Source organism: Rhodobacteraceae bacterium Araon29 (genome assembly GCA_039640505.1).
Taxonomy (GTDB): Bacteria; Pseudomonadota; Alphaproteobacteria; order Rhodobacterales; family Rhodobacteraceae; genus CABZJG01.
The window spans coordinates 2787316-2802983 of sequence record CP046865.1 but is presented as its reverse complement, the minus strand read 5'-3'; the positions used below and the strand labels follow the sequence as shown (position 1 = coordinate 2802983).

Annotated in this window: 16 protein-coding genes; 7 read left to right on the top strand and 9 right to left on the bottom strand. The window is 51.5% G+C overall.

Annotated elements, in window-relative coordinates; genetic code table 11:
- Nucleotides 1-88: 88 nt before the first annotated feature.
- Nucleotides 89-1978 carry an AMP-binding protein gene (locus GN278_13460; protein ID XAT61669.1) on the bottom strand — a complete coding sequence of 630 codons (1890 nt, stop codon included), beginning with the start codon at nt 1976-1978 and terminating at the stop codon, nt 89-91.
- Between the two features lie 124 nt (nt 1979-2102).
- A complete protein-coding gene (locus GN278_13455; GenBank protein ID XAT61668.1) occupies nt 2103-3473 on the bottom strand; it encodes a diguanylate cyclase in 1371 nt (456 codons plus the stop codon).
- A gap of 90 nt (nt 3474-3563) precedes the next feature.
- On the opposite strand from GN278_13455, the gene GN278_13450 reads away from it, so the two are divergent.
- The 5 genes from GN278_13450 to GN278_13430 all read left to right on the top strand — a co-directional run bounded on the left by GN278_13450 (nt 3564) and on the right by GN278_13430 (nt 7922).
- On the top strand, nt 3564-3842 hold the full coding sequence (locus GN278_13450) for a DUF3572 family protein (GenBank protein ID XAT61667.1): 279 nt from the start codon (nt 3564-3566) through the stop codon (nt 3840-3842).
- Nucleotides 3843-3906: 64 nt separating this feature from the next.
- Nucleotides 3907-4599 (top strand): HAD-IA family hydrolase, encoded by a 693-nt coding sequence (locus tag GN278_13445; GenBank protein XAT61666.1) that lies wholly within the window; start codon nt 3907-3909, stop codon nt 4597-4599.
- A 110-nt stretch (nt 4600-4709) separates the two neighbouring features.
- A complete protein-coding gene (locus GN278_13440; protein ID XAT61665.1) occupies nt 4710-6269 on the top strand; it encodes a methyltransferase in 1560 nt (519 codons plus the stop codon).
- A gap of 92 nt (nt 6270-6361) precedes the next feature.
- Complete coding sequence (locus GN278_13435) at nt 6362-6973, top strand: heme NO-binding protein (GenBank protein ID XAT61664.1); 612 nt, start codon at nt 6362-6364, stop codon at nt 6971-6973.
- The gene (locus GN278_13430; GenBank protein XAT62674.1) at nt 6957-7922 is read left to right on the top strand and encodes a diguanylate cyclase; all 966 of its coding nucleotides are present in this window, start codon (nt 6957-6959) and stop codon (nt 7920-7922) included. Before GN278_13435 ends, GN278_13430 begins: the two co-directional genes overlap by 17 nt.
- A gap of 83 nt (nt 7923-8005) precedes the next feature.
- On the opposite strand, the gene GN278_13425 is transcribed toward GN278_13430, so the two are convergent.
- The 5 genes from GN278_13425 to GN278_13405 all read right to left on the bottom strand — a co-directional run bounded on the left by GN278_13425 (nt 8006) and on the right by GN278_13405 (nt 11794).
- Nucleotides 8006-8806, bottom strand: coding sequence for a YdcF family protein (locus tag GN278_13425; GenBank protein ID XAT61663.1), 801 nt, complete (start codon nt 8804-8806; stop codon nt 8006-8008).
- Nucleotides 8807-8905: 99 nt separating this feature from the next.
- The gene (locus tag GN278_13420; protein ID XAT61662.1) at nt 8906-9274 is read right to left on the bottom strand and encodes a DUF2237 family protein; all 369 of its coding nucleotides are present in this window, start codon (nt 9272-9274) and stop codon (nt 8906-8908) included.
- A gap of 28 nt (nt 9275-9302) precedes the next feature.
- Nucleotides 9303-10355, bottom strand: a complete 1053-nt coding sequence (locus GN278_13415; protein ID XAT61661.1) for a DUF2332 family protein — start codon at nt 10353-10355, stop codon at nt 9303-9305.
- On the bottom strand, nt 10339-11037 hold the full coding sequence (locus tag GN278_13410) for an aminoacyl-tRNA hydrolase (GenBank protein ID XAT61660.1): 699 nt from the start codon (nt 11035-11037) through the stop codon (nt 10339-10341). Before GN278_13410 ends, GN278_13415 begins: the two co-directional genes overlap by 17 nt.
- Nucleotides 11038-11146: 109 nt before the next feature.
- The gene (locus GN278_13405) at nt 11147-11794 is read right to left on the bottom strand and encodes a 50S ribosomal protein L25/general stress protein Ctc (protein ID XAT61659.1); all 648 of its coding nucleotides are present in this window, start codon (nt 11792-11794) and stop codon (nt 11147-11149) included.
- Between the two features lie 144 nt (nt 11795-11938).
- Between GN278_13405 and GN278_13400 the strand changes: the two genes are divergently transcribed.
- Nucleotides 11939-13090, top strand: a complete 1152-nt coding sequence (locus tag GN278_13400) for an MFS transporter (GenBank protein XAT61658.1) — start codon at nt 11939-11941, stop codon at nt 13088-13090.
- Here GN278_13400 and GN278_13395 read toward each other — a convergent pair whose 3' ends face one another.
- A complete protein-coding gene (locus tag GN278_13395; GenBank protein XAT61657.1) occupies nt 13091-14254 on the bottom strand; it encodes an L-lactate dehydrogenase in 1164 nt (387 codons plus the stop codon). It lies immediately after the preceding gene.
- Between the two features lie 86 nt (nt 14255-14340).
- On the opposite strand from GN278_13395, the gene GN278_13390 reads away from it, so the two are divergent.
- The gene (locus tag GN278_13390) at nt 14341-14781 is read left to right on the top strand and encodes an acyl dehydratase (protein XAT62673.1); all 441 of its coding nucleotides are present in this window, start codon (nt 14341-14343) and stop codon (nt 14779-14781) included.
- Here GN278_13390 and GN278_13385 read toward each other — a convergent pair.
- Nucleotides 14774-15574: a tryptophan synthase subunit alpha gene (locus GN278_13385; protein XAT61656.1), complete on the bottom strand. Its 801-nt coding sequence runs from the start codon at nt 15572-15574 to the stop codon at nt 14774-14776. The two genes, GN278_13390 and GN278_13385, sit on opposite strands and share 8 nt — an antisense overlap.
- Nucleotides 15575-15668 lie beyond the last annotated feature (94 nt).

Genomic DNA, 15668 nt, shown 5'->3' with positions numbered 1-15668 from the left:
ACCGCAGAGAAAATTTCGCAAGAAAAAATCAACCCTTGTCGTCAGTGCCCAAACTGGGAGTTTTCCTCAAAAAAGGCCATAGGAATTATTATTGCGCGTATCCTAGGCTTTGCAGTGCCTCTTTGATTTCGTCTAAAATATCAGGATCATCAATGGTGGCCGGCATTTTAAACGTTTCGCTGTCTGCAATTTTCACCATCGTAGCACGCAGAATTTTGCCCGAGCGGGTTTTTGGCAAGCGTTTGATCACCACAGCCAGTTTAAAGGCGGCCACAGGGCCGATCACATCGCGCATCATTTGCACGCATTCGGCGACAATTTCGCTATGGGGGCGATTGACACCGTTGCTGAGGCATAAAAACCCAAGCGGTAATTGACCTTTGAGCTGATCACTGACCCCGATCACGGCGCATTCTGCCACATCAGGATGATTGGCCAGCACTTCTTCCATGGCACCGGTCGACAGGCGGTGACCGGCCACATTGATCACATCATCCGTGCGCGCCATGATGTAAAGATAACCGTCTTCGTCGATTATGCCTGCATCACCGGTTTCGTAGTATCCGGGAAAGGTGTTCAGGTAGGATGCGCGATATCGTTCGTCTGCGTTCCAAAGCGTTGGCAAGGTGCCGGGCGGCAGCGGTAGCTTAATGGCAATCGCTCCAAGTGTGTTTTCCGGTTGGCGGTTGCCTGCTTCATCAAGAATATGGACCTCATAGCCGGGCATTGCCACCGAGGGACTGCCGACTTTAATGGGCAGGGCTTCAATGCCCAACGGATTGCCGGCAATGGTCCAGCCGGTTTCGGTTTGCCACCAATGGTCAATCACCGGAACGCCCAGCAAATCCTGCGCCCAGTTTATTGTGTCGGGATCGGCGCGCTCGCCAGCTAGATAAAGCGCGCGCAATCCGCTTAGATCATATTTGGCTTTAAATTCGCCCTTGGGGTCTTCGCGTTTAATCGCCCGAAACGCTGTGGGCGCGGTAAAGAAACTGCGCACATTATGTTCGGACATAACGCGCCAGAATGTGCCGGCATCAGGCGTGCCCACCGGTTTGCCTTCGAACACAATCGTGGTGTTTCCATGGATCAGCGGTGCATAGCAAATATAACTGTGGCCGACGACCCAGCCCACGTCCGAGGCGGCCCAAAAGACATCACCGGGATCGACGTTATAGATATTTTTCATCGACCAGTGCAGCGCCACCAGATGGCCTGCGGTGGGGCGGACAACGCCTTTGGGCGCGCCGGTGGTCCCCGATGTATAAAGAATATAGGCCGGATGCATGCCTTCAACTGGAACGCATTCGGCGGGCTCAACGCCCTTTTGCACCGCATCCCAATCGCAATCACGGCTGTGCTCTAATGCGGCGGTTTGCTGTTCACGCTGCAAGATAACCACGGTTTCTGGGCTATGTTCGGATTGCTCGATTGCCGCATCAATAAGCGGTTTATAGGCAATCACGCGTCCCGGCTCGATCCCGCAGGATGTGGCTAAAATGGCTTTTGGCTTTGCGTCATCAATCCGTACGGCCAACTCATGGGCGGCAAAACCGCCAAAGACCACCGAATGAATGGCGCCAATGCGCGTGCAAGCCAGCATCGCAACAATCGCTTCGGGCACCATCGACATATAAATAATCACCCGATCACCTTTGGTGACGCCCTTGGCGCGCAGCGCACCGGCGAGGCGGGCAGTTTTATCGCGCAAATCGGCATAGCTGATGGTGTCTTTTTGTCCGGTGATGGGACTGTCGTAGATAATCGCGGCCTGCGCGCCTTTGCCTGCAATCACATGGCGGTCTACTGCATTATAGCAGGTGTTGACCATCGCATCCGGATACCATTCATAAAGCGGAGCCTTACGCGCATCCAATGCAAAACTGGGTGCGCGGTCCCAATCAATGTGATCGGCGGCTTTCATCCAAAATGCTTCGGGGTCGGTTTCCCAACTTTGATAAAGCTCGCGATAGGTCATCTGGCTATCTCCTGATCAGATGCGTGATATGCAATCCCCTGCGATACGTTTTTAATCGCCAATCGAACGGGGCATCAAGCAAATATCGGATTTGCATGATTTGGAAAGATTTTATTTTGGAAAGTTAGGCAGCTTGCGGGGTGAAATAGGATACCTGATCGCGGCCTTTGGATTTGGCGGCATAAAGCGCTTTATCGGCTTCGTGCAGCAAATGTTCAAAGTGAGGATTTGATCCAGTGCGCAGCCGATCTGGTCCGATCGCGCTTAGCCCAATACTGGCAGTGATTTGCCTTGGCGCCGCTTTTATACGCAAATTTCGAATCAATCCGCACAGCCTCTGGGCAAGCCCTTGCGCTTTGTCTGCAGGGGTGTCGGGCAATATTACCACAAATTCTTCGCCGCCCAGACGCGCCAGAAGATCCGAGGCACGGATTGCACCCTTTAGTGTATTTGCCACCGCGCAAAGCACGGCATCGCCTGCCGCATGACCGTATTGGTCATTTACTCGTTTGAAATGATCAAGGTCCACCATAATCAAAGATAATTCGGTACCTGATCGCAGCGATTTGTCAAACAAATGCGAAAGATGCGTTAAAGCATAGCGCCGATTGTACAGCCCGGTAAGAGAATCAGTAACGGCGGCATTTAAACCTGCTTGGAGGGTGGCCCGCAGCCGGTCATTGGTTTTTTTATGTTGAATTTGTGCGGAAATGCGAAATGAAATTTCTTCTGTGCCATAACTGTCAAACAGCACATCATTAGCCCCTAGGTCCAACGCATCCATCGCAGCATCCGCGCAGCTGTGCGGCGCCGCCACAATCACTGCTGCGTGACGGGTGGCCGAATGTGCGCGCATTTCAACTAATATATTGAGCGCCTGCCGTGCTGTCTTTTCTGTTAAACACAGGATGAAACAGGAATTGCTCTGCTGCTTTTGTGGTGGATCAAATAATTGCTTGTCCGATCGTAGCGAAAATGAAAGGTTTCGGATAGATTGCAGTTTTGCCAGCAAACCGGGGCAGGATTTGGGGTCATTGCAAACAACGATAGCTGCACTTTTGGATTGAAACGGGGGTGCGGCTTCATGAAAGCCCAAAGCACGGTTTGTATCTTCACGCAGTTGCAATTCGGCCGATGCATTGCGGGCTCTTAGCAAACTGCGCAGCCCTGTCAAAAGCACTTTGCGTGCCACAGGCGCGGTTAAAATATCGCTGGCCCCTGCGTGCAAAAGAGCAAGCCGCGCTACATCATCGGCGGCGTGCTGGCTGGCAATGACCGGCACATTGCTTAGGGCGGGCATGGCTTTTAATTTGACCAGATCAAGAGGTGAATTCAAAGAAATAATGACGGCGTCAAAAAGGGCGTCATCGAGCAAAGATGATACCTCACTAAGGCCCGAAACGGCATGTATTTGATAGTGTGCTGCCCTTAAAATCGAGCCCAGCGAAATCCTGTTGGTCGCTATTGGATCGATCAGCAGTACCTTTCCAGACATGATTTTATACTTCCGCGCACTTGTTCAAAGTTATGTTTAATTTTATTGATTTGAGTTAATAAAACCTTTCCCGTCGCAAAGGAATTTGATGTGACCCCAGAAGTTGCTGAAACATATGCTTTAAAGGTGCTTGGCTGGTTGGTCGGCGAAGAGGAAATTTTACCGATTTTTATGGGTTCGAGCGGCAGCAGTGCCGCTGATATCAAAGAGCGGGCGCAGGATGCGGATTTTTTGATCGCTGTTCTCGACTTTGTGATGATGGATGATGCCTGGGTTTTGGCCTGCTGTCAGGCCTGCGCGCTTGAGCCTGAAGCAATGCAAATCGCGCGGCAGTCACTACCTGGGGGCGGCATGGTCAACTGGACCTGATATCCACTTGCATTTTATGCAGTAGCTGCGAAAACTAATACGCGGAGCTAATCGAGGATAGAGTATGAAAATCAAAGGGGTATTGTTCGACAAAGACGGCACTTTGTTTGATTTTCAAAAAACCTGGAACGCCTGGTCGGCGCAAATGATCGAGCATTTTTCGGCAGGGGATGCGGGGCGCCGAAACGCCATAGCCGATGCCGTTGGCTTTGATCTTGCCCGCCAAGCGTTTGATCTTGATAGCATCGTAATCGCCGGCACCAACCGGCAGGTGGCCGAATGCGTTTCCGCTGTGCTGCCCGATCAAAATGTGGATGAGGTAGAAGATTTCCTAATGCAATCCAGCCTGACGGCCACGGTGAGCGAAGCCACCCCGCTTGTTCCGTTTTTTCAGCGTCTTAAAGGCAATGATTTGAAAATTGGGGTCATGACAAATGACACCGAAGCCGGCGCACGGGCGCATTTGGATACGGTTGGAGCTCTTGATCTGCTGGATTTTGTCGCGGGTTTTGACAGCGGGTTTGGCGCCAAACCGGCGCCGGGTCCCCTGCTTGCCTTTGCCAAAGCAATGGGGCTTTCGCAGGATCAGGTGGTGATGGTGGGTGACAGCACCCATGACCTGATCGCTGGACGTGCAGCCGGAATGCATACCATTGGGGTGTTGACCGGATTGGCCCCGCGAAGCGAGCTGGCGCCCTATGCCGATACCATATTGCCCGACATAAGTCACATTCCGGCCTATTTGGGTTTGTCCTAAAGGCGATTGTGCCAACAGCTTGAAGAAAGCGACGGTTTGTGTCGGTAACCGGCAGGATTTCTATTCACAGCGTGGTTTGCTAGGGACAGCATAATACAAGGAGGTCGAAGATGGCTGAACCAACGCCCAAACGCCGCAGAAGCGGGGGCCGCGCTGGCGGCGCGCTTCGCCGTGGCAGCGCAGCCATTGAACAAATGCCGTGGTGTTTGCCGGTCAACCCCGACCGGCCTACCGAACCGCTTAACGCAGAGGGCGTTGCAGCAATCCACGATGGCGCGATGCGCATCCTTGAGGACATCGGCATTGAGTTTCTCAATCCCGAAGCCTGCGCTATTTTACGGCAGGCCGGCTGCACCGTGACAGGGGAAAACGTGCGTATGGGCCGTGATTTCGTCATGGAAATGGTTGCCAAAGCCCCTAGCCAGTGGACGCTAACGCCGCGCAATTCTGACCGCGAATTGATCGTTGGTGGGCCCTATATGCTGTTTGGTGCGGTGTCATCGCCGCCCAGCTATTGGGATATGAAAACCGGCACAAAAGTCCCCGGAACGCGGGAAACCTGTGCAAACCTTATAAAGCTCAGCCAGTACTTCAACTGTATCCATTTCGTCGGTGGCTATCCCGTTGAACCCGTGGATCTGCATGCCAGTACGCGGCACTTGGATGTGCTTTATGACAAGCTGACCTTAAGCGATAAAGTTGCGCACGCCTATTCGCTGGGCAAAGAGCGTGTCGAAGATGTGATTGAAATGGTGCGGATTTCCGGCGGTTGGAGCGATGCTGAATTCGATGCCAGTCCAAAGATGTATACCAATATCAATTCGACCTCGCCGCTTAAACACGATTTTCCGATGCTGGATGGCTGGATGCGGCTAGCGCGGCGCAATCAAGGCCTGATCGTGACCCCTTTCACGCTCGCCGGTGCTATGGCACCGGTTACCATGGCGGGTGCCGTGGCACAATCCATCGCCGAGGCGCTTTGCGCCGTGGCCTTGGCGCAATACATCCGTCCCGGCGCCGCCTGCGCGATTGGTACCTTTACCTCAAACGTTGATATGAAATCTGGCGCACCCGCGTTTGGCACCCCCGAATATATGCGCGCCACCCAGATGACCGGACAGCTGGCGCGGTTTTACGGTCTGCCAATGCGCTCATCCGGTGTCTGCGCGGCTAATGTGCCGGATGGGCAATCCATGTGGGAAACTTCAAACAGTCTTTGGGCAGCTGTGCAATCAGGCACCAATATTGTCTATCATGCTGCCGGTTGGCTAGAAGGTGGGTTAATCGCAAGCCCCGAAAAATTCATCATGGATTGCGAGGTTTTGCAGCAAATCCAACGCTATTTTGAACCACAGACCTATGCCACCACCGAAGACGACATTGCGCTTGATGCCATAAAATCAGTTGGCAATGATGGCCACTTTTTTGGAATTCAACACACGCAGGATCGCTATACCACTGCATTTTACCAGCCCTTTGCGTCGGATTGGCGCAACTATGAAGCCTGGGAAGCCGCGGGCGGCGTGTGGACCCCAGAGCGGGCGCATCAGATTTACCAAAAAATTCTGGAAGATTTTGAAGCGCCGCCGTTAGATGTGGCTATTCGCGAGGAACTCGCCGATTTCGTGGATCGGCGCAAAGCCGAAGGCGGTGTTCCGACTGATTTCTAAGGCGCGTTTTGAGTTAAATTTTCGATCAATTTTAAGCTTCATAATTTACTAACCACAGATCGGGCAGGCTGGCGTAACGGCGGAGGGTGCACATGCTTGGTTTGGTCAATAAGGCAATTGAAAATTTCACTATAGACAGCTACGGCGATCAGTTTTGGCAAGATGTGGTGCAGCAAAACCCAGAGTTCGAGCTCTGTTTTGAGCTTATGCTCAAATATCCCGACCGCCTCACATTTGATCTGTGCGCCGCTCTGGCTGCGGCGCTGAAGAGGCCAAAGGTGGATGTTTTAGAAGACCTCGGGACATACCTTGTCTCGCATAAAAACGGCCAAACCTTGCGCCGCTTGCTGCGCTTTGGCGGTGAAAGCTATGAAGCTTTTCTGATCTCATTGGATGAGTTGAACGAGCGATCTGAAATAGCTCTTTCTGGCCTTGCTCTGCCGGCGCTGCGCATCGAGCGTCATAGCGGGGCGCTCTATCATTTGGTCGTAGCCCCCGAATGGCCGGGATTTGAAGCCGTAATGATTGGCATTTTACGTGCACTGGCCGATGACTATGGCGCCCTGGTGTGGATTGAACCCATCGAACCTCTCCGCAGGATGTGCCGGATCGAAATTAAAATGCTTGATGCCAGTTTCAGCGCTGGGCGGCAATTTGTATTGGCGGCAGCGGATGCGGCAGGGGGTGATGATGTCGGTCTTTGATATTCTATGCCCCTGTCATGCGAAACTTTCGCCAACTGGGCATATTTTGCACCTTGGCCCCACCCTTGCCAAAGTGCTTGGGGATGTGCCGGCTCTACCGGTCCGGTTTTTAGAAATGTTCGAGCTGCGCCGCCCTCACTCTGCCGCCTCTATGCGGGTGCTTTTTGCCTTGGCTGGACAAAAGTTAACCTTCCGGCTGCGCAGCGCACCGCAGACAGAACTAAAGGCGGTTCTGGCGCTTTTACCGGACGGGCAGGGCGCGGTGGTAAATTTTTCTTTTGGCATCGCCATTCAAAATGCCGTTCAGCGCCACAGCCTGACCCATAGCGATTTCGCGAGTACCGATTTGGCCATTGAAATGCTCTATCTAATGGAGGCTAAAAACGCTGCGATGGAGGCATCGCGCACCTTGAACCAGCGGTTGCAAGGCGCAAAAATCGCCGCCGAAGAGCAGGCCTTTACCGATACGCTCACGGGTCTGAAAAACCGCCGCGCCCTGAATTTGGTTCTGGGGCGGCTGAGTGAGGCAAAAGTGCCCTTTACCGTGATGCAGCTTGACCTTGATTATTTCAAGGCGGTCAATGACACCTATGGCCATGCGGCCGGGGATCATGTTCTGCAGGTTGCGGCGCGGATTTTGGTCGAAGAAACCCGTGCCGAGGATACCGTGGTGCGCCTTGGCGGTGATGAGTTTGCCTTGGTATTTTATAATGTGATCAATGCGACGCGTCTGGCCAAGCTGTCCCAGCGCATTATCAACCGGCTCGAGCAGCCGGTGCCGTTTCAAAACAACATCTGCCGCATATCGGGCAGCATCGGCATTGCGCTTTTTGATCGCAGATCCGAGGCCAGCCCCGAGGCGATGTTAGAGCAATCGGATCAGGCGCTTTACGCTTCCAAAAAGGCCGGTCGCGCGCAGCATAGTTTTTTTCATTGCGGAGCGGCGTAATTTTGGCCGAATATTTGAACCTCCGCGATACTGCCGTGATGCCGACGTGATACAGATACGGTTTTTGGCGGATTCTTATGCGTTTAACACCCCGGTAAAAACAGCTGCCCCATGCGACCGGAAAGCCGATAGGCAACCAGCCCGATCCATTCGCGCACCCCGGCATTCAGCTCGTCCATATGGCCCGCAAAGTCCCATTTAACCCGGTCCAGCGAGTGGCCAGAGCGAAAATCAACGGGATAGGGCACAATATTTCGCCACCCTGCATGGCAAAATACCGCCACGCTGCGGGGCATGTGAAAGGCCGAGGTCACAAGAACCCAAGGCCCGGTTTCATAGCCCTCGACCAGTTTGGCGGTCAACGCGGCATTTTCGACTGTATTGCGCGATTTACGTTCAAAAATCATACGGTTAGGCGCAATACCCGATTGGGTGAACAGCATCCTCGCCACATCTGCGCTTGAGATGCTATGCTGGGTTAGGCTGAGCGTATCACCAGTAAAAATCACTTTTGATTGCGGATATTGGCGGGCCAAAGCCATGCCAAGCAAAAACCGCTCGCCGGCATCGTTGACATTGGCCATGCGGGAAAAATCCGATTGGGTTTCATCTTCGCCGCCGCCAAGGATAATGATCCCCGCAGGATCGGTAATTTTCGGGTTGGCCGCAAAGCGGGTTTCGAGGGGGCGCAGAAAAATATCCCCCAAAGGCAAAAGCGCAATACCCCCATAAAGCAGCAATCCCAACCCGTTAAACCAAAGCGCCCCACGCTTGTGCCCACGGATAAGGGCAAGAAATCCAAGGATAAAAACTATAAGCGGTACATTTTCCGGTCGCGCAAAAAACCAAAATGTTTTGGAGGCGATAAAGAATAAATTGTCCATTTCGCGCTGCCGTTGCGGTGAACTCTTTGCAAAGGGTAGCTAAATTTCACATCCAAGACCACGGTTATTTTTTATCCAAATGGCAGGCAGGGGCGTGTGCTAGACTTTATATCGCTCAAGAATTTCCAGAGGGACAATTTCTGTGGCACGTAAATGGGTGGCTTCAAGATTGATATTTGGGGCGCAGCCCTCATCGTGAGCCTGTAGAAACCGCGCGGCACACAGGCACCAACTGTCGCCCGCTTTTAGGCCTACAAAATTAAACTCTGCCCGTGCTGTGCTAAGATCATTACCAACATATTTGGAATAGGCCAGAAATTCGTCGGTCATTACAGCACATACAGTGTGGCTGCCCTGATCTTCGGCGCATGTATTGCAAAACCCATCGCGGAAAAACCCGCTAATAGGTGAATAAGAGCAAGGCGTTAGCGCGCTGCCAATGACATTCACAGAGGGATCTTTTTTCAATTTTGGTCTTTCTTCTGAATCTCAGGACTTAGGTCAGTATGGCGTCTTTAGACCAATTGATCCAGCGCCCATGAAAATCAACCCGGCCAAGGTTATATTTTTCGCCATTGGGCCAAATTTGCAAGGTGATGCCTGCGCCTTCTGACTTTTCGTCGGCTTCCATCGCCAAATGGGCCAGCGGGCTGGTAATTGTTGCTCTGGCGCCTGCTTGCTCTAGTGCTTTGGTGCATGAGTGTTGAACCGGAGGCGGAAAATATTGCCAAGCTATTGTATTATAGACCAAATGAAGGTGGCCTTTAGGGTGATAGCTGAGCCGCCGAGGCAGCCAGTCTGCGACGTCTTCTTTGTCCACTTTGGTTGTTTGATGCGGCGCCGCGCTCTTTAAACGCTCAATCCTGTCGGGCTGATCAGGCCAACTATAGGCAAGCAAACGCAGGTGGTCTTTATCTTTGGTGGGATCCAGTGGACTAAGATCAACGCCAGCTTTGTTTATTACTTCAAATCGAGTATCTGGCGGCAAAGGTCCACTCCAATCCGGCGCAAGGGTCGTAATTGGATCGGCCGCGCCAAACCGCGCTTTGCCCACAATCAATTGGTAGCGATCAAACAACAGATTGAGCCCGCCGCTGGCCCCCAATTCAGACAGTACCATCGGTAATCCAAAGCGATCCGCTAAAAGATGGCTGGCGGCGATCATCACGCTGCTGCGCCGAATTTCATTGGTTTGAGGTGGCAATTTTATGAACTCTAACAGGAACTTATCATGCCTTTTCAATGCGTTGCTAACCTCTGTCCAAAGCGCTTCATCGCTTGGCGTATTGGGGGGATAGACGGACCTCAAGTTGGGGTCTTGGTTACAAAGTACCAGCATATGTAATCCGCCTGCCAATCGAAGTGGTACCGACGCACCGCTGGCCGAGCGATCCCCGCGCCAATTGAAAAGAGCATCTGAAACAGGATCACCCGGTGTCAAACGATCAGCCATCAGCTGCATCAACTGATCCATAAATGGCGACCCAAGCGCCGCGCAGGAACGGGCCTGAAGCCGAAAATCTTCTTTTAGATCACTTAAATTTGTCAATTAATTTTTGCAAAGTGGTTTTCGTGTCTGGTGTTTCCATATCGGTTTTGGCTGCATTTGTAGAGTCACTATTTTGTGTAGGTTTGGGGGATTTTGCCGCTGCTGCCGCTGTGGCTTTTTGAACGCTGATAGCCACCGCATTCATAAAGCCGCCAGTATCGGCCTGTGCCAGTTTTCCGGCGCCATCTGCGATCCCTGACAGCAAATCGGGCAGCCAGTCCTGATCGGTTTTTGCAAAATCATGCAAGACATAACCGGCGACCGCATCTTTGTGCCCTGGGTGACCAATCCCCAGCCTTACGCGTTGATAGTCTGCGCCAATATGCTGGTGCAAAGAGCGCAGACCATTATGGCCTGCATGACCGCCACCGCTTTTGACACGGCACTTTCCGGGTGCAAGATCCAGCTCGTCATGAAATACAGTTATATCCGTAGGCTCAAGCTTGAAAAACCGCATGGCCTCGCCAACAGATTGACCAGAAAGGTTCATAAAGGTTTCTGGTTTGAGCAAAATGACTTTTTCGTGCCCTAGACGGCCTTCACTAATGCGTCCCTGGAACTTACTTTTCCAAGGCCCAAAGCTATTTTCTGTTGCAATCTGGTCAAGTGCCATAAAGCCAATATTATGCCGGTTATGTACATAATTTGCACCAGGGTTTCCAAGTCCGACAAAAATCTGCATGGCTATTTCGCGGCTCCGACCAATTGGTAATTTATCTTTGGCATTAGCTTACCCAAGAAAAAAGCGGGGCAAAAGCCCCGCTTTGAATAATCTACTTTGCGAAGAGTATTTATTCTTCTTCTTGCACTTCCTCAGTGCTGGCCTCTTCTTCGGCTTCGCCTTCATCGTCATCAGAAGAAGCGGCAAGTCCACTCGGTGCGGAAATATTTGCAATCACAAAATCCCGGTCAATGGTCGGCTTTGCGCCTTCTGGGAGATTGACCGAAGAAATCGTAACCACGTCGCCAATGTTTAGAGCAGACAGGTCGATTTCGATTTTTTCCGGAATATCTCCAGCTGTCACAATCAGTTCAATCTCGGGCCGGACGATGGTTAAAACGCCGCCCTGTTTGATACCCGGAGCTGTGTCTTCGTTGACGAACTCAATCGGGATGAACAGATTAATCTGCGATGACCGACGCAGGCGCATCAGGTCGAGGTGAGTTGGAAGATCTTTGACCACATGACGCTGCACATCGCGGCAGATCACGCGGACATCTTCATGGCCCTCGACTTTTAGATTAAATAAAGTTGACATAAACCGCCCGGCTTTTAGGCGCTTTAGCAGTTCATTGCGGGGTATTTGTATCGGGAGCGGGTCAATGCCGCCTCCATAAGCTACACCCGGCACCATGCCATCACGGCGTGCTTGACGAGCGGCGCCCTTGCCTGTCCCCGTCCGTTCGATCGCTTCAAGATCTGGTATCTTTCCAGCCATTTAAATCTCCATTGGTTAAAGAGGGCTCCTCCAAGGCTGTAGCCCTTCATGAAGCCGCGCGTATAGACCAGTTGCACAGGATTTAAAAGCCCAAATTAAAACTGGGGCTTGCGCGAGCTTTGCAAGCATGTCACAGGCAAATTTATGATTAACAAACACTTGATAATTGCATCTTGGGCGCCGCTTTGCGCTTTTGTTGTCTTAGGATGCTGTTGGGGTGCGTTCGCGGCCTTAGTTCCAGATTTGCAAGCTGCAATAGGCGCAGGTGATGGCGAATTGGCGGGAGTAATGTTGATCGCTGCGATTGGCGCAATCACGGCCATGCGCTTTGCGCCTTGGCTTGATAGCCGGTTAGGCCGCTATGGTGTGGTGACGTTATGTGCGGCAGCGCTTTTGGCTTTTCAACTGCCCGGTTTGATGAACACTTGGACCGGTTTGACAATCGCAATGTTCCTTTGTGCTGCATCCACCGGTAGTTTGGATGTGGTCATGAATGCGCATTTGTCTCAGATTGAAGCCCATGAAGGCCGTCCGTTGATGAGTTTTCACCACGCAATGTTTTCATTCGCCTATGCAATAGCTGCATTTTCCACCGGTCTCATTCGCGAATTTGGCGGCGGCGCTGTCATTAGCTTTGCGATCATTGGTGTTTTTGGCTTACTGATGCTGCCCTCAATGGTTTTGCCAAAGCAGGTAGATCAGCCAAATGATGCCGATGATGCACCAATCTCTGGTGCCAATCGGTTTGTGGTGTTGATCGGTATTGTCATCGCAATCGCATTTATGGCAGAGCAGGCCGCTGAGGGATGGTCTGCCCTACATTTGGAACGCTCCCTTAATGTCGGTGCGGCGCTCGGTGCGATTGGGCCTGCAATTTTGGGGCTTACAATGGGCGTGGGGCGACTTGCCGGTCAGGCCATGACGCAGATTTTTTCTGAAGCGCGGGTTATTCAGATTGCGGCGCTCTTTGCGGCCTGTGGCTCTACGCTTGCCGCAACTGCTATAAATCTGCCGTTGACGTATATAGGCTTTGCCGCCCTTGGTCTTGGTATCTCTGTCATAGCGCCTTTGGGTTTGGCTTTGGTGGGGCGGGTTAGTCCCGCAGATCAGCGGGTCAAAGCAATTTCGAATGTTGCTTTGATTGGCTATACTGGGTTTTTTATTGGGCCACCTCTGATGGGGGGCTTGGCTGAATTGGCCAGTCTTTCTGTATCGTTTGGTGCTTTATCGCTACTGCTTGCATTTATTAGCTTGGCGCTTATTCCTATGTTGGCACGATCCTTTCAAAAGGATTGATTACGCCCAATCGCCCTCAAAACCCTTTGGGATTAGTAAATTTTCGCGTGATAAATCATCAATCTGTGTGTGGCCACATAAGGCCATTGTGGTTTCTAATTCTTTTTGAATAACGGTTAGGGCCTGGGTCACACCGGATTCGCCCATAGCCCCGAGCCCATATGTAAAGGCGCGGCCGATATATGTGCCTTTTGCTCCCAGCGACAGCGCTTTTAGCACATCTTGCCCGGATCGAATGCCGCCATCAAAATGCACCTCGATTTTATCGCCGACTGCTTCAAGAATACTTGGCAGAGCCCTAATTGAACTCAGCGCACCATCAAGCTGTCGCCCGCCATGATTGGATACTATAATTGCATCTGCGCCGACACGCAGGGCCATTTTAGCATCCTCTGCATCCAAAATACCCTTCAAAATAACTTTGCCGCCCCAGGCTTCTTTGAGTTTGGTAATCTTATCCCAATCTAGGGCGGGATCAAACTGTTCGGCGGTCCAAGATGACAGGCTGCTGGTATCTTTCACACCTTTGGCATGACCCACGATATTGCCAAATTGCCTACGTTTGGTGCCCAGCATTTCCAGACCCCAGCCCCATTTGGTCGCAAGATTAGCCATAGTTTTAGGCGTGAGCTTTGGGGGGGCAGAAAGACCATTTTTTAAATCCTTATGGCGTTGCCCCAAAATCTGTAGATCAAGCGTAATCATCAGTGCAGAACACTTAACCGCTTTTGCGCGCTGAATTAGACGGTCAACAAAATCGGTATCTTTCATCACGTATAGCTGAAACCAAAATGGTTTTGTGGTATGGGCGGCAACATCTTCTATCGAGCAGATAGACATTGTGGAAAGTGTAAAGGGCACGCCAAAATTTTCCGCGGCTCTTGCGGCTTTAATTTCTCCATCTGCGGATTGCATGCCAGTCAGACCGACAGGCGCAAGTGCAACAGGCATCGCGACTTCTTGGCTGACCATTTTCGAAGCTGTGCTGCGACCGGTCATGTCCACTGCCACCCTTTGGCGCAGACGAAGTTGTTCAAAATCCGTCACATTATCCCGAAAGGTTTGCTCGGTCCAGCTGCCCGACTCTGCGTAATCGAAAAACATTTGCGGCACGCGGCGGCGGTAAATACGCTTTAAGTCTTCGATATTGGTGATAACTGGCATTGCTATTTACCCGAGTGTATTGGTGAGATATTCTTACCAATGCAAGTATTGGTTCACAAGATCAAAGTTGAATGCGCGAGGGTGATATGTATTTTGAAGATTTCCAAGTTGGGTATAGTTTTACAACAGATCCTTATCTTATCCCGAAGCATGAAATCATTGACTTTGCGCAGCAATGGGATCCGCAGCCGTTCCATATTGATGAAGTCGCTGCAGAGGATTACCCATATGGTGGGTTGATTGCCAGTGGTTGGCATACCTTGTTGATTTCTTTTCGGCTAATGCTTGAAACCGGCAAGTTTAAAGACTGTTCCATTGGCTCACCCGGCATGCAAGAGCTGCGCTGGCTGCTTCCTGTTAAACCTGGCGACACTCTTTGTAACAAAGCCAGAGTTGAAAGCGCAAAACTATCAAAATCAAAACCTGATCGGGGATTTGTAACGGTTCAATATGAAGTTCTGAACCAAAAAGAGCAAAAGGTCGCAACCTACCTAATCACACATATGCTGCGGGTTAGACCTAATTAGAACTTGTTGAATGCGCACCATTGGCCAGCGATGCAACAAAATCCAAAACCTCTCTAACAGACTTGCCAGCCGCAAGCTCGCTTATAATAGCTGACCCAACCACAGCGCCATCTGCAACGGATGCAATGCTTTGTGCGGCCTCAGGGGTTTTAATCCCAAAGCCAACAGCCACTGGCAAATCGGTGTGTGCCTTAATCCTTGTCACTGCTGGTTCGACGTCGCCGGCTTCTGCTTCTGCAGCGCCGGTAATACCCGTGATCGACACATAATACACAAAGCCCGATGTATTTTGCAGAACTTTTGGTAGCCGCTTGTCGTCAGTCGTCGGTGTCGCAAGGCGGATAAAGTTCAACCCTGCTTTTTGGGCAGGAATGCAAAGCTCGCTATCTTCTTCTGGTGGCAGATCAACAATAATAAGCCCATCTACTCCGGCCTCTTTTGCATCCTTCAGGAATGCATCAACCCCATGGCTATAAATCGGGTTATAATACCCCATCAAGACGATGGGTGTATTCTGATCTGTTTGTCTAAACTGGCGCGCCATATCAAGTGTTTTTAAAAGTGTCATACCGCTGTCGAGCGCGCGCTGACCAGCCAATTGAATTGTTGGGCCATCCGCCATCGGATCGGTAAAAGGCAAGCCTAATTCAAGAATGTCCACACCTGCGCCGGGCAGTCCAAGAACCAACTCAAGCGAGGTATCGAAATCAGGATCCCCGGCCATGACATACGCCACAAAAGCCTTTTTCCCTTGGTCTGCAAGTTCCTTGAATTTACGGTCGATGCGAGTCATTTTTTACGCCCCTTCTAAAACCCCCCTGACTTGCCCAAAAAGTGAACGGAAATCAATGGGCAGGGCGCATAAATTGGTAATTCAAGGCCGGCGC